The following is a 14,897-nucleotide window of genomic DNA, read 5'->3' as shown; positions in this document are numbered from 1 at the left end:
AATGATAGATATTGTTTTTAGCATCTATCTACCTCGCTTTTTTAATTGGGTAATAGAAACGTCTATTATGGCAAGTATATTAGTTGGACTTATCCTTTGTGTCAAAATATTACTGAGAAATAAGCTAACTCCAAGATGGCACTATCTACTATGGATGATTTTAATTGTGAGACTTTTACTCCCCTGGACGCCAGGAAGTTCGTTTAGTATTTATTCCATTCTATTAAATGGATATGAATCAATTATTTCTGTTCAAAGCCCATCTATTGTTTCCTCAGAAAACGAACACTCGCAAGGAACAATCAGTTTGTCTGAAACAAAGGTAGTCAAAGAGGAGCAAGGTTCTCCTGTTAATACACCACAAATGATTGAGAAAGGTAAGAAAGGGATTATGATTCGTAATGAAAAACAAAAGGATGAATCAGAACCACTTTCTATTTATACCATTGCTTTAAACCTATGGCTCACGGGTGTTATCATATTCGGTTTTACAACATATTTAGTAAATAGACGATTACATAAATATATAAAACAACAACCTATTATAACAGACGAAAGGGTCGTCAAAACTTTCGAGAACTGCAAGAAATCTATGGCTATCCAGCGAAATATCCCTCTACTCTTAGCTGGAAAAATCCCAAGCCCAACAGTCCTTGGATTCTTCCAACCAAAAGTTTTACTCTCAAGTGATTATATCAATCGGCTCGATGAACAACAACTCCGTCATATTTTCCATCATGAATTAGCCCACATTAAGCGAAGTGACGTAGGACTCAATTGGCTTATGCATTATTTAATAATCTTAAACTGGTTTAATCCAATTATTTGGTTTGCCTATGTTTACATGCGGGAGGACCAAGAACTCGCTTGTGATGCGTACGCTCTCTCTTTTATGGAGGAAGAGGAAAAAATACCATACGGATATACCATTATCAATCTTCTAGAACACTATGCAAATTATTTTCCAATACCCAGTGTAGCCAATTTAAGTAGGAATAAAAGAACTTTAAAAAGGAGAATTTTAATGATTAAAAAATTTAAAAAGAAATCGTATCGATGGTCTGCACTCGGTGTCATTGCAGTAGTTGCTGTCGCATCAGTATCTTTGCTTAATGCAAATGCAGATGGGTCAAATGGAAAAAAGGAAGAAAAAAGCACAGGAAAAGAAGAAATAATTGAAACAAAAGCAGAGGCAACTGTATATACGCCCCCAAAACAAAATGAAAATTATAAAGAAATGACTAAAGAAGAAATCCTAACGAAAATGATAAACTCTGTTGATTATTTTGAAACTGCCAAAGGTGAATTCAAAATCCATAATGGCAATATTGACAATGCTGATGACTACATGTTAATCGAGTATGAACTTAGTTTAAATAATAACGCAGGTGGTTACAATAAAGAAAGTTTTACAAAGAATGGAGAAGGAAGAATTATATCATATAAAGATGGTACTTTATGGTACATAAATGAATCGGATGGGACGTATCAGGAAAGGGAATATCAGGACGACCGTATTCATTTTGATGCGCTGACACCGGAGAGTGCATTTTCAGTAGATAACGAAGGAATAGACGTTACAAACTATCGTGAAAGACCGCCTATAGGACAAGCTATGAGTTCACTATTCCCTTATGAAATTGCATCCAACTTTACAAGAGATTTAAATAAATGGGAAATTGAAAATCAGAATGCTGAACTATTAGGTCATAATGTTCTAATTATTAAAGGTCAGATAAATAGAATGGATTCTAAGTCTTTCCGTTTTTGGGTCGATAAAGATACAGGAATACTGGTGAAATATGAAACTTATAATTCAGATGGTGAGATTGTTGATTATTTATATCCTACAAAACTTGAGGTGAATGTGCCGATTGATAGTAAAAAATTTACACCAAATTTGGAGGGCTATAAAAAAGAAGATATGTTAGGCAGGAATGTTCCAAGAATGATTACAGGAAATATCGATGAACTCATTCCTGAAGAATTAAAGGAACAATGGGAGGAAGCTAAGAAGAACCCAAACGAAACAACCATATTACATCAAAATGATAAATGGTATATCCATGCGAAAAAGGGATACTTAGTTGATAGAATAGAAGTCAATGGTAGGGAAGGAACATTACTATTATCCAAAGTTTCACCTCAAAAATCCCAATTTACTTTCCATGCTTTAGCACAGGGATATAAAATAGATACTCTCAAAGTTGCTGATTAGTTATAAAGAGGTGTACTTTTATACGAAAACAAAGATTATTTAGAGGGTATTTGGGAATGGAGAAGTAATTTTGAAATACATTGGGAGGGAAAACTAATTTGTGAAGATTGCTTTAATAAAAGGGATAATTAATCTTTCTCAAATAGATGTAAAGCTGTATAGAGTGAAAAGAATAAAGGGGATGCTTATGAGCAATATTCAGGGAATTGAGGAACTGAATAAATCCATTGAAGAACTTCCTGAAAGAGAAGCAAAGTCACTGCTATTTCATATTTTATTCCGATTGAATCTTGTAAAAGAAACGGATTATTCAGAGATAGATTTTATAAATGACTTGGGAAATATATACGAAACGGTATTAAAATTATCGAAAGAACTGTTAAAAGCGAAGGAAGAAGGGAATTTTCAGAAGGTACATATTCTCTTTGGACCTTCTGGTGCAGGGTCGTTACGAATAGCTTTAAAGGAAATGGGAGTATATCCAGTGGAAAAGGTGATTTCCTTTTGGAATATATTTTCGATTGGTCCCATTGAGCGACTACATGAAAGTGATGGGCAAGAGGCAAGAATTCAATGGATGAAAAAAGTTGTGAATGACGAAGATGATGATTTTCAAGACTACCAACAGGGATTTTATAACACAATCAATCAAATAAATTCTGTCCCTGATAATGTACCGATTACGATATGGGTGGCGGATAATTCTCATGAGCAGACAGGATTGCGTTACGTTTTATATTTATTGCGGAATAAAACGAATAAAATCAAGGTGATTAATACAACCAAGGCACATGCTGAACATTTTAATCGACCAGATATTCAATATACAGTTCTAAAAACAGGGGAAATCTCCCCTGAAAAACTGCAAGTTATTTACGAGAAAGGTCAATCAAAATCTTTATCAGGATACGAAAGAAAGGAACTTGAAGAAGAGTGAATGGCTCTTGCTGATACGAAGGAAACCTTACGTATTTGGAAAAATGGAAGAATACAGAACGTCAGAGAGGATTATTACGACCAGTATATGATAAATATGGCGAAAAAATTTCAGATTGAGAGAGAACGAGCTAAAGAACCTGAACTTTTCATGAAATCCGCAAGATTAATTGGAGAAGTGATAGGGCATTTAGATCAGTATCTGGGGGATGAATTCTTTCAGTATAGGCTAAGGAAGCTGATAGACAAGGATGTTTTTGAGATGGAAGGTAATTTGAAGGCGATGCGTTTTAATAGTGTGAGGTTGGCAAAGGGCTGTAGGGGGCATTCAAGTGAATAAATGGTTTTTGCCTTTTATAGTTTTGATAGGAATAAGTTTAACTGGGTGTTCAAAAAGCGAGAGTTCAACAAATGAGATGACTGGAAACAAACCACCTATAGCCATGATTAAAATTGGCAAAGAAACCTATACAACGAAACTTGGTTCATATTGTTGGAAAGGGCGGAAGGAAAGTACCTGTGTTGATACTGCTGGACCAGTTGAACTGTTAAAGAACGAGAATCCTATCCAAGTAAAAGCTGGTGAAGAAGTGACGTTTGAGATGGATTATGAACCAAAGCCCAATGAATTCCATGTACTTCAAATAAATAGGAACAAGGAAACGGAGATAGTAGTGGAAGATAATCATTTTACTGCACCTATGGAAAAAGGGGTCTATTATTATTCATACGGTGTGTGGTGGATGGACAAAATGGAAGCTAATGTATCAAATGGTGATGCATTCTATGCCTTTATTTTAGAAGTAAGATGAATGTTTGCAAACGAAACTCAATAGTGGAGGGAGTACCATAGCAGGAATGGAAATATACGATTTTATAAGATTAGTTTTGATAACTTTTATTATTACTATATTCATTGTTTTATTTGCCCAAAGGAAACAAACCAACACCGTTAATGGGTTTGTTGTCAGCATCATTGCAATCATTTCTATAATTGTTTCTGGAATTAACTTAATTATCATGGGATACATAGCTGATGAATTAGGCTTAGGAGGGGATGTTGTTTCCTCATACATGTTTCTTATCATTTTAGGATTGAATATACTTAACTCGTTTATTTATTTCAAAAATAAAAAGGTAAAGAATCATTAGGCTAAGCAATAAGACCTTTATCATGGTTTAAAAAGGGAAGAGAAGAGGGGGTACCCATGTCAAAAAGCGATAATATGCTGGCAATCTTGTGGATGCTGAATTCAGGCACAAAGGTGACTGCAAAGCAGATATCTGAAAAGTTAGAAATAAATATAAGGACTGTTTATCGTTATATTGATGCGCTTTGTGCCAGTGGGGTGCCTATAATATCCGATACAGGTCATAATGGCGGGTATAGCTTATTGAACAATTTTTTCAGTGCGCCTTTGTTTTTTGATGTTGAAGAACAAAAAGCGCTTCTTCATGCTGCTGTATTTGCAAAAGAAGCAGGGTACCCTTTTAGTGAGGTATTAAATAGAGCAACTGAAAAATTAAAAATGTATTCAAACCGGAAACAGGAAAGCATTCTCAATCGCCATTTAGCCGGTTTCGAAGTGATAAACCGTGATATTGCCCCTTCTGTTAAGACGATATTAGAAGAATTGGAAGCGGCTGTAGCAAACGAGTACTCTGTAGAAATTGAATACCGCACAAGCCATGAAGAACAACCCCGGTCAAGGGTGATTGACCCTTATGGAATGCTTTATTGGAACAATAAATGGTATACGGTTGGGTTTTGCCATCTTCGGAATGAAATCAGAAGCTTTCGGGCTGAACGGATTTTACAGATAAAGCGGACGCACATGATGTTTAAACGGCCTGAAGCCTTTTCTGCCAGGAAATTTTTTTTACAGAATCTTTTGCCTGATCCGGCAAGTAAGGATGAGGTGATTTCATTAATTATCAGTGGCAGGTCAGAAGCTTTGGACGATTTGTGCATTCATTGGTTTCTAGGTCATCATCTGAAAGAGAGGACGTCAAATCAAGCAGTATTTTTACTTGACGAAAGAGCAATTCATGCATATGTACCCTATTTTCTCCTATCTTACGGAAAGGCCATTCAAGTAATCGAGCCACAGAGTTTGAAGAAAAAGCTTGTTTCTATTGCATCGGAATTAATGGAATATTATCAATTTTGATAGCTTCACTGACAGTAGTTGTCAGTGAAGCTGTTTTATAATGGGAAAAACAATGATTGATTACTTGATGAATAGAAAAAGATGGAGGACATGCAAATGAATAATACTGTATATCTCTATGTATTTGATACGATGGCAGACTGGGAAGTAGGTTATTTAACTGCTGAACTGAATTCCGGAAGATATTATAAGAAAGGATTAGCTCCATCAAAAATAGTTACCGTGGGAATTGAAAAGACTCCTATTACTACAAAGGGAGGTTTAAAAATATTGCCGGATATTGAACTGGATGAGTGTAGCATTGAAAACGCAGATGCTTTGATTCTACCGGGCGGAGATACGTGGGCAAAAACAATTCATGAACCTATATTGAAAACGGTAGAGCAGTGTTTAAAGGGAAATATTCTTGTGGCGGCAATTTGTGGAGCTACAATAGGGCTTGCTCAGAAAGGATTGCTGGATTCACGATTGCATACGAGCAACGACTTGGAATACCTTAAAATGATATGCCCTACCTATAACGGAGAAAAGTACTACAAGAAGGAGTCTGCTGTAACTGCTGGAAAACTGATAACTGCTTCCGGAATAGCTCCTTTGGAATTTGCTTTACACGTCTTGAAGAGCTTAGATGTATTTATACCACAAACATTAAACGCCTGGTATAATCTTAATAAAACTCATGAACCTAAATATTTCTACGAGTTGATGAATTCAATCCAATGAAGGCATACTTCACAATTGGTAGAACATGCAAAATTTATTCGTGGATTACTTGACCCAACAGAAAATAATTTGATCAGTCAAGCTAATTATTTTGGGAATGAGTTTGATCAATTAACTGCCGAAGCAAAGGCAGCAATGGACATGACTGCTCCATTGGCAAAAGTTACTGACGAAAGCTTAAAGGCAACTCAGAATTTGCGGAACTTCAAAGTACAAAGCACGCAGGGAATTCTTTCGTGCGAAATAAAATCAATCATTATTCCGTTGCTGGGCGATCATGTCTTACGTGAAGCGAATCATTATCTACGGCTGTTAAAAATGTTTGAAAGAAACTGATTCAAAGACTGCTAGTTATTTCACGAGGACAGGCGACATATTATACGTTCTATTGTAAGAGAAAAACAAATGTAAGAGAAAAACAAATATTTGGGATGAATCATAGAACAATTTCAAAAACAGTACCTTGGTTAAAATCAGTCACTTTCATCGAGCCATAAACCCCTAAATAAAGTCTGGTCTGCTCCAAATTTGTTCCCAAACTCACATAATAAGCTGATTGAGACCCAGAATTATAATCGGTTTCAATAACACTAAAATCATTTAACTTACAATCTGCTTTTGCTCTGGTATAAGCTAAAACTCCTCTAACCGGAGATTGAGTGCCTTCATTTCGTGCAAGATCAGTAAACACAACGCTCCCCGTTAAATCGGGTATAGCATTTCCCATATATGACTGCACTCCAGTGAGTGCAGTTGCTCCAAACTTATCGGGCCGGGGATCATCATGAAAATAACTGATTAGGGGCTGATGACGGGGCACTGAAATTTTAACGGCTTCATCGTAATAAACAATTGTCTTCTCATCCAAAGTCTGATTTTGAGTGCAGCCCCTTAAAATCGAAGTTGGAAAGGCACCTTCCCACCCTCGCCAGCCAAAGTTAATCAAGCCTTCCTCAACAGATTCCATTAAGGAATTTTGGACAAGTTGAGTAACTGGTATCGGTTTATAATAAACGAATGAAAAAATTGACTCGACTAAGTCCTGCCCGACATTTCCCATGTATTTGATATACTGATCAAAATACCTTTGAAATGAAATGCCTGGTATATTGCGAACCCCTTTGGCTATTACCGTAAGCGTTTCCTGAATAGGTGAGGGGAGTTCATTAAAACGTGTAACCACGGGTGAGTTATCAATAAATGTATTCTTAGCTATATCCATTTCAATTATTTTACCAGCAATCTCCATATCATCTTGACTTAAATTAAATGGATCATACCCTGATCCACCGTCCCCGATTGTTAAAATAAGTTTGCCTGTTTCAGGTGAAAAGTTCAAGCTGTTAACACCGTTATGATTTAGAAAAGGCCTTCTTAAACTCAGTAGTGTCCTCCGTTTTTGAGGTTGACCATTCGATTGAAAAATCCATTCTTCGACTGTATCAATATGATCATACTGAGTTTCTCTGTTTATCCACTTTAAGCTTAAGGTTTTGGGATCGCATGGGTCAGGCTTGAAAGGTTCAGCAAGGGCACCCGGTCCTTGTGTTCCAGCTACTGAATAATGAAGATAATACAGACCGTTAACATAAAACTTGGGATGAAATGCCAGCCCCAAGAGTCCCCGCTCGTCATATCCGCCTGTAGAAGCACCTAGTTTTAAAATTCGGGGGCGTATATCTAAAAAAGCTCCTATACTTCCGTTGCCTATATAAAAAATTTCTCCTACTTGGGTTGCGATAAATAATCTTTCTATTGTTTCACCCGGAAACATGGCTGTTTTCAAAACAGTGGGCATATTTATCTTGCTAACAATCGGCCGTAAATGAACTTTAACTTTTATCAACTAACCTCACCGTCTTCTTATTGTTTTCATCTATAAAAATATGATTAAAACTGCTCTAATAGTACCAAAGTTGAGCTGGGGAATCTGATGAAGCCTTTTACCATTTTCCGTACCAGCGTAGGAGGAATTCAAGGCGGTCACGGGTACGTGCCTGTTTTTTCAAAACCTGTCGCTAAGGTACCACCAGCTTCAAGCGGCATTATTATTGCACACTCAAGGCACGTTGAGTGTATAGTTCTGATGACGAATTGTTGCCAGAAGGGCGAATAAGGCGGTCAACCACTATATGTAGTGGCTTTGGAGAAAAATTGAGCAAAAAACGGGCAGAAAAAATGCATTTTTTCAGCCCCACTTTTTTGGAGCTTTTTATAGATGACATTGGGGCTTTTTGAGGATGACAGGGGTAAAAAATGGAAATCAGACTATTTCGTATTCTGTAAAATCTACATAATAAAGGTTATTTATACGATATGAGGAAAAAGTGGCTTTAAAATTGGTGTTGTAAATAATTTTATAATCTAATACCATTTGAGTTGAGAAAAAGATATGGTCAGGCGGATGTTTTGAAATTGAGGAAATCCTTAATCAGAGGGTTTTTGACTGATTATCGTAGGAAAAAAGCAGGTGTTGATGTTAAAAGAATTAAGTCTATTAGTATAATATATAAATCGTTAGGTTTGTTATGTCCTTCCGATATTGCGGACCATAGAGTTGATATCAATGAGACTGGAAAGGTGAAACAATTCCTTTATAATAGAGAAAATAGAAAAGCGGTGGCGTGATATGTATGGTAATTGAAAATAAATTGACAAAAAGATTATATCGAAGAATGATTTTACAAGACTTACTGTTTGGAACAATAAACGGCCTGGTCTTTTTTGTTCTTTATGTCCTGTTGTGGAGAATTTTGTACACGATTACAAAAATTGGACAATTGAAAACAAATCTACCTATCTTTTTAGGAATCAGTTTTCTGCTATTCGCAATGGTCATACGGGTTTTTATTGTATATCGAAGGCAGATGAAAAAAGATTTTTTATTCCAACCTGACAGTCAAATTGAAATTGATGATCACCAATTGATAATTAGTCCAAGCCAATCTGCAGAGCGTCATACCTTTCCATTGGAAAGTTTAATGAAAGTAAAAGAAACTAAAAAATGGTATTTTCTCTACTTTCAAGATAAAACTATTTTTCCTATCACAAAGGAAACAAAACAGTCCCAAGAAAAGTTAAGAGAAATTTTCAGAGGCTTTAAGCCTGTCTATCCAATTCTTTGGAAATGGACAAAAATGCTATTTTTGCTGACTACGATTGTTGGTGGGTATTCTATTTATTCCAATGCAGTTAATTTTAACGGAGCATTAGCCTGGAAAATCAATGAATTGAAAACAGATACAGGGATAAAGCTTGAAAATGATAATTTCTATCAAACAAGGCTGAACGGTATAATTGATTCAGTAAGAGCAAAGGTCAAACTGGAACCGTATTTAATGACAAATGATTTAGAAATAAATTTCGCAAAAGATGGGACCATCACAAGCATTGATACCTATATTTACGGGTTTGACCAAAATAAGAAACTGAAATCGGGGTACTTAATCTATTTTGATAAGGCAAAGGACAATAAAGTTACCATCCATAAACAAGATTGGCATGGACAAGGAACAACCGTGTACGATCCGAACAACGATTTTTCCATTATCATGAATATGCTGGAGTCTATTCCAGTTGAAAAGGAAGTAAAGCGCTGGAATGAAGAAAATGCTGCCGTCATGTATAAAGGAATAAGAAACTGGGGGTATAACCTGGATGGTATTCGTTTTATAAGTAAAATGGGTAAGATTTTTATTCCGAGCATAGCTGATACAGAAATCACGGGACCCACCATTTCCTTATATGTTCCTGGAAAGGAGAATTTCATGACTCCAGAGCGTTATGTGTTTAGACCATAAATTTTTTTGTCGCTTTCAGATTCCAGGGGATGAAGGTGGAAAATGTAGGAATGGCAAGGAAGAAGATTGTATTGATTTATTGGATAGAGGATTTTTTGGAAAACCAAGTTGTATGATTATTGTCTTATTGGCAATTATTTCCTTTTTCATCATTAAAAAAATTATAAACATGAAGCGTGATAGAAATGAAAAAGAAATTATTAATGATTACTCCAGAGAACAAAGAGATCCATCGCTTTAGAAAAAGGCAATTCAATAATTTCGTCCAAATTACAATGCCATATCTCGCTGCATTTGTCGACCCGGAACAATATGAAATTACCTTGGTGGATGAGTACAATCAAAAAATCCCGTCTGATCAGCAGTTTGACCTGGTGGCGATTACTGTCAACACATCAAATGCCGCCCATTGCTACCGAATGTCGGCAAGGTTTAGGGAAAGAGGGACAAAAGTTGTTTTCGGAGGTCCGCATGTGACGCTTCTGCCAGAGGAAGCAATGGAGCATTGTGATTTTTTGATTGTTGGAGAGGCTGAACAGACATGGCCGCAGTTTCTCGTTGAATTTTATGAGGGAGCTTGCCGAAAAAAGCTGTATCAAATAGATGAGGTGCCATCTCTGGTAGGGATTCCGATTCCAAGGCGTGATTTGATCAATAGACGATCATTGGCAAAAGGAGCTGTCATCTCTTCAAGAGGCTGCCCTTATCATTGTGCTTACTGTAATCTCAAACAAATCTACCATGATTCGTTTCGGACGAGGCCGATTGCGGAAGTAATAGAAGATGTCAGGAAAATGAACAGCAAATATTTTGTGTTTTGGGATGACAATTTTTTCGGCAACATCCACTATGCAAAGGAACTAATGAGGGCACTAATCCCGTTGAAGAAACGCTGGGCTGCTCAGATCACGCTTGAGAGGTGTAGAGATACCGAGCTATTACAGCTTGCCAAGGAATCGGGCTGTATCTATTTTTTTGTCGGGATTGAGTCTTTTTCCAATGAAAGCCTGCAAAGTGTAAACAAGCGGATCAACAATGTAAAAAAGTATGAAGAGCTCATCGGCAGCATACACAGTCATGGAATTTCCGTGCAGGCCGGAATCATTTTCGGCTTTGATACAGATAATCGGGAGGTATTCAAAAAGACCCTAGATGCCTGCAACCATCTTGGCATCGACGGGGTGACGGTCAGCATTCTAACACCATTGCCCCATACGCCAGTTTATGAGCAGTACAAACGGGAGGGACGGCTGTTGACAGATGATTGGAGTGCTTATAATGGAAAAACCAGAGTGGCTTACCAACCGAAACAAATGACTCCGGAAGACCTGTTCGAGGGCTATATGTGGTTCAGGAAAGAGTTTTACTCGTGGAAGTCCATTTTTAAGAGAATGAGAGTTTCACGGGTTAATTTGCTTCATAGCCTGTTTGTAAATTTGGGATATAAGTTGAGCATTAGCGGGACGTATAGGAGAAAGTAGAAATATCCGTAAGTGTTTGAATGACTGCTAAAATTTACTATGGCTATTTGAAAGTCAGCTGCTAAAGTACCGGGTGGATAGCATGTCCAATTCTTGGAAAAGGCCCCAATTTAAAATTTCAAAGACAAAAAGCGAATGGATTTGAGATAGTATTGGCTATTTATAATACTTCCGTTGCCTATATAAAAAATTTCTCCTATTTGGGTTGCAATAAATAATCTTCCTATTGCTTCACCCGGAAACATGGCTGTTTTCAAAGAGTGTGGGCAGATTTATCCTGCTAACAATCGGCCGTAAATGAACTTTAACTTTTATCAACTAACCCCATCCTCTTCTTCTTGTTTTCATCTATAAAAATATGATTAAAACTGCTCTAATAGTACCAAAGTTGAGCCGGGGAATCTGATGAAGCCTTATACCATTTTCCGTACCAGCGTAGGAGGAATCCAAGGAGGTCATTGGAGACATGCCTGTTTTTCACATTAACCTGTCGCTAAGGTACCACCAGCTTCAAGTGGCATTATTATTGCACACTCAAGGAACGTTGAGTGTATAGTTCTGCTGACGAATTGTGGTCAGAAGGGTGAATAAGACATGTTCACCACTATAGTCGATAGGCCTTACCAGCGTTAGCTACAGATATAATAATATTTTTGATTTTAGAAATGAAAGGTTTATCAAAAAAAATAATTAGAATATTAGAAGACAATAATAGACCTGCTTGAGTTTTTAATAGATATTTTAACGAATTTCCGAAAGAAGTCTCCCATCCTCAAGGAATGCGAAGGGCGTAGCCTAATGAGTAGGAGGGAGATGAATTTCGGTTGGCTATATCCAAAATCTTCCTCATTATGATATAATGAGAACAAGTGTTCTGACTAAGTGAGGCGATTGGATATGACTAAGCAAAATAAAGCCTTCAAATTCCGTTTATTGCCAAATAGAGACCAAGAAGTATTATTCGCAAAGACTTTCGGATGTGTCCGATTTGTCTATAATAAAATGTTGGCAGAACGACAAGAGATTTACGAAAAATACAAAGATGACAAAGATAGGCTCAAAAAACAAAAGTTTCCGACTCCTGCTAAATATAAAGATGAATTTTCATTCTTAAAAGAAGTGGATTCATTAGCTTTAGCCAATTCACAAATTAACTTGCAAAAAGCCTATAAGAATTTCTTTTAAGGTCGTGCTGAATTTCCAAAGTTCAAAAGTCGAAAGAATAAGCAGTCGTACACGACTAATTTGGTGAATGGAAACATCGAATTGAAAGGCAGTCATATCAAATTGCCTAAAATGAAGCATGTAAAAATCAAACAACATAGAGATATTCCTGCTGATTACAAAATAAAATCCTGTACCATTTCTAAAACAAAGTCAGGAAAATACTATATTCCTATTTTGACAGAATATGAGAAAGAGATTATGTCTGTCATCGTTCAAAAGGTTGTTGGACTAGATTTTGCTATGGATGGTCTATATGTTGAAAGCGAACAGGGTGAGAAAGCCAATTACCCTCGTTTCTATCGACAATCATTGGACAAACTAGCAAAAGAACAGCGTATCTTATCTCATAGAAAGAAAGGTTCTGTACGTTGGGAAATTTTTCGTTAGCTAGTAAAAGGAACGATAAGTCGAGAATCCCCCACTTCAAGCAGACCGTAAGGTTAGCTAAGTGGTGGGTAGTTCACATTAGTAGAAATGCTTATTCGTATAAAAAGTAACATTATTGAGAATGGTTATATATTAAAAAAAGGGATTGAATATATCGAAAATTTGTACTTTTGTAAATTTTAATACATATGCTTTATTAATAATGAATTGTTTTTATTCTATTAAAAATAATAGGGGGCTTCGCATGAGAAAATTTGGTTTATTTAGTTTATTTTTAATCCTTACGCTCTTTATCGCAGCTTGTGGAAGCAAGGACACAACAGGAGAGAAAGCAAGTAGTGAAAAGGTATATAAAGTTGGTGTAGATACTACTTACCCTCCATTTGAATATAAAGATGGAAATGACTATAAGGGTATCGATATTGACTTAATCAATGCCATTGCGAAAAATCAGGGCTTCAAAATTGAACTGAATCCAATGGACTTTGGCGGAATTATTCCTGCTATGCAAGCGAATCAGCTTGATGTAGCGATTGCTGGAATGAGTATTACAGATGAAAGAAAAAAGGTTGTAGATTTCTCAACTCCGTATTTTGATGCAGGATTAACAGTTGTGGTTAAAGAAGATAATTCAACTATTAAATCAGTTGATGACCTTAAAGGAAAAACCGTTGCCGTTAAAAAAGGAACAACAGGTGCTAAATATGCTCAAGATAATCAAGCAAAATTAGGAATTAAAGTCATTCAATTTAATGATAGTCCTGCAATGTTCCAGGAAGTTTCTAATGGAAATGCAGATGCGCTAATTGAAGACTATCCTGTTATCTCATATGCTATTGCCCAAAAGGACCCTGGTTTGAAAATTGTCGGTGACAGATTAAATGGCGACCAATATGGGATTGCTGTTTTGAAAGGGAAAAATCAGGAATTATTAAAAAAAATTGATAAAGGTCTTGCTGAACTCAAAAAAGATGGAACATATGATGAAATTGTAAACACTTATCTTGGTAAATAAATATTGAAGTTAGGGCACGCATAAAGCGCGCTCTTTCTTCTTGAAAGGGGATGAAAAAAATGAACATTATTATGGCGACTTTACCAATATTATTCAAAGGTCTTCAAGTCACGCTTTATATATTTGTTATTGCCATTATTCTAGGCTTTTTAATTGGTTTAGTGTTGGCATTGTTGCGGCTTGCGCCTATTAAAATCTTGAATTGGATTGCAAAGGTGTATGTGAATGCAATTCGAGGAACACCATTTATTGTACAGCTATTCTTTATATATTTTGGAATAAATTCTCTGCATTTGATTTCCTTAAATAATTCAACAGCGGGTATTATCACAGTTGCCATCAATGCGGGGGCGTATTTTACGGAAATTATACGTGCAGGCATTCAATCCATTGATAAGGGACAAACAGAAGCAGCAAGGTCAATTGGTTTTACAGCGGCACAAACCATGCGCTTTATTATCCTGCCTCAGGCTTTTAGGAGAATGCTCCCAACGATCACAAACCAATCCATTATTAGTTTAAAAGACACTTCTCTTTTATCCATTATCGGAATAGCGGATTTAACACAGCAGGGCCAAATTCAGGCTGCAGCCACCTTTGAAGTATTTACGATTTGGCTTACCGTAGGGGTTATTTACTTTATCATTATTTATTTAATTACGATTCTTGCTAATTTCGTAGAAAAGAGAATTCAGCTACGATGAGCCTTATAACAGTAAAAAACTTAAGAAAATCATTTGGAAACCTAGAAAATGGGGTCACCTCATTTTTTTTTTGCCCGGTTTTTCTTATACGAGGTATTGTGGTTTGGAACACAGAAAATAGGATTTGACTGCAAGAAGTTGTATTTCTTAACTTTTTTTCTTTTACATTTTTAGTACTTGTCATAAATAGGATGACAAATACTTTATTTTTACTATTAGATGACATTTAAGAAGT

Annotated in this window: 13 protein-coding genes and 2 pseudogenes; 13 read left to right on the top strand and 2 right to left on the bottom strand. The window is 36.3% G+C overall.

What is annotated here, in order from left to right; genetic code table 11:
- Position 1 precedes the first annotated feature (1 nt).
- The 8 genes from ACE38V_RS15625 to ACE38V_RS15590 all read left to right on the top strand — a co-directional run bounded on the left by ACE38V_RS15625 (position 2) and on the right by ACE38V_RS15590 (position 6,384).
- Positions 2–2,218 (top strand): M56 family metallopeptidase, encoded by a 2,217-nt coding sequence (locus ACE38V_RS15625; RefSeq protein ID WP_375842608.1) that lies wholly within the window; start codon positions 2–4, stop codon positions 2,216–2,218.
- A 100-nt stretch (positions 2,219–2,318) separates the two neighbouring features.
- Entirely contained in the window at positions 2,319–3,155 is an 837-nt protein-coding gene (locus ACE38V_RS15620) for a DUF1835 domain-containing protein (RefSeq protein WP_375842606.1), read from the top strand.
- Positions 3,156–3,494 carry a DUF3658 domain-containing protein gene (locus ACE38V_RS15615; protein WP_375842604.1) on the top strand — a complete coding sequence of 113 codons (339 nt, stop codon included), beginning with the start codon at positions 3,156–3,158 and terminating at the stop codon, positions 3,492–3,494.
- Entirely contained in the window at positions 3,487–3,966 is a 480-nt protein-coding gene (locus ACE38V_RS15610) for a hypothetical protein (protein WP_375842602.1), read from the top strand. The genes ACE38V_RS15615 and ACE38V_RS15610 overlap by 8 nt, the downstream gene beginning before the upstream one ends.
- Positions 3,967–4,012: 46 nt before the next feature.
- Positions 4,013–4,306 (top strand): hypothetical protein, encoded by a 294-nt coding sequence (locus tag ACE38V_RS15605; protein ID WP_375842601.1) that lies wholly within the window; start codon positions 4,013–4,015, stop codon positions 4,304–4,306.
- Between the two features lie 56 nt (positions 4,307–4,362).
- A complete protein-coding gene (locus ACE38V_RS15600; protein WP_375842599.1) occupies positions 4,363–5,325 on the top strand; it encodes a helix-turn-helix transcriptional regulator in 963 nt (320 codons plus the stop codon).
- Between the two features lie 96 nt (positions 5,326–5,421).
- Positions 5,422–6,048 carry a type 1 glutamine amidotransferase family protein gene (locus ACE38V_RS15595; protein WP_375842598.1) on the top strand — a complete coding sequence of 209 codons (627 nt, stop codon included), beginning with the start codon at positions 5,422–5,424 and terminating at the stop codon, positions 6,046–6,048.
- A gap of 15 nt (positions 6,049–6,063) precedes the next feature.
- Positions 6,064–6,384, top strand: coding sequence for a DUF2935 domain-containing protein (locus ACE38V_RS15590; RefSeq protein ID WP_375842596.1), 321 nt, complete (start codon positions 6,064–6,066; stop codon positions 6,382–6,384).
- A gap of 100 nt (positions 6,385–6,484) precedes the next feature.
- Here ACE38V_RS15590 and ACE38V_RS15585 read toward each other — a convergent pair whose 3' ends face one another.
- Complete coding sequence (locus ACE38V_RS15585; RefSeq protein ID WP_375842595.1) at positions 6,485–7,894, bottom strand: PQQ-dependent sugar dehydrogenase; 1,410 nt, start codon at positions 7,892–7,894, stop codon at positions 6,485–6,487.
- Between the two features lie 787 nt (positions 7,895–8,681).
- Between ACE38V_RS15585 and ACE38V_RS15580 the strand changes: the two genes are divergently transcribed.
- Positions 8,682–9,848: a YcxB family protein gene (locus ACE38V_RS15580; RefSeq protein WP_375842593.1), complete on the top strand. Its 1,167-nt coding sequence runs from the start codon at positions 8,682–8,684 to the stop codon at positions 9,846–9,848.
- Between the two features lie 185 nt (positions 9,849–10,033).
- Positions 10,034–11,329, top strand: coding sequence for a B12-binding domain-containing radical SAM protein (locus tag ACE38V_RS15575; RefSeq protein WP_375842591.1), 1,296 nt, complete (start codon positions 10,034–10,036; stop codon positions 11,327–11,329).
- A 164-nt stretch (positions 11,330–11,493) separates the two neighbouring features.
- Here the strand turns inward: ACE38V_RS15575 and ACE38V_RS15570 are convergent.
- A pseudogene (locus tag ACE38V_RS15570) lies at positions 11,494–11,647 on the bottom strand (PQQ-dependent sugar dehydrogenase); the annotation flags it as partial.
- A gap of 579 nt (positions 11,648–12,226) precedes the next feature.
- On the opposite strand from ACE38V_RS15570, the pseudogene ACE38V_RS15565 reads away from it, so the two are divergent.
- The 3 genes and pseudogenes from ACE38V_RS15565 to ACE38V_RS15555 form a co-directional block, all read left to right on the top strand.
- A pseudogene (locus tag ACE38V_RS15565) lies at positions 12,227–12,928 on the top strand (RNA-guided endonuclease TnpB family protein); the annotation flags it as partial.
- Between the two features lie 259 nt (positions 12,929–13,187).
- Positions 13,188–13,958, top strand: coding sequence for a transporter substrate-binding domain-containing protein (locus tag ACE38V_RS15560; RefSeq protein WP_375842589.1), 771 nt, complete (start codon positions 13,188–13,190; stop codon positions 13,956–13,958).
- Positions 13,959–14,017: 59 nt separating this feature from the next.
- Positions 14,018–14,662: an amino acid ABC transporter permease gene (locus ACE38V_RS15555; protein WP_375842587.1), complete on the top strand. Its 645-nt coding sequence runs from the start codon at positions 14,018–14,020 to the stop codon at positions 14,660–14,662.
- The last annotated feature ends 235 nt before the right edge of the window (positions 14,663–14,897 follow it).

The organism is Cytobacillus sp. Hz8 (assembly GCF_042263505.1).
Taxonomy (GTDB): domain Bacteria; phylum Bacillota; class Bacilli; order Bacillales; family Cytobacillaceae; genus Bacillus_BE.
This window is presented reverse-complemented; position numbering and strand designations above follow the sequence as displayed.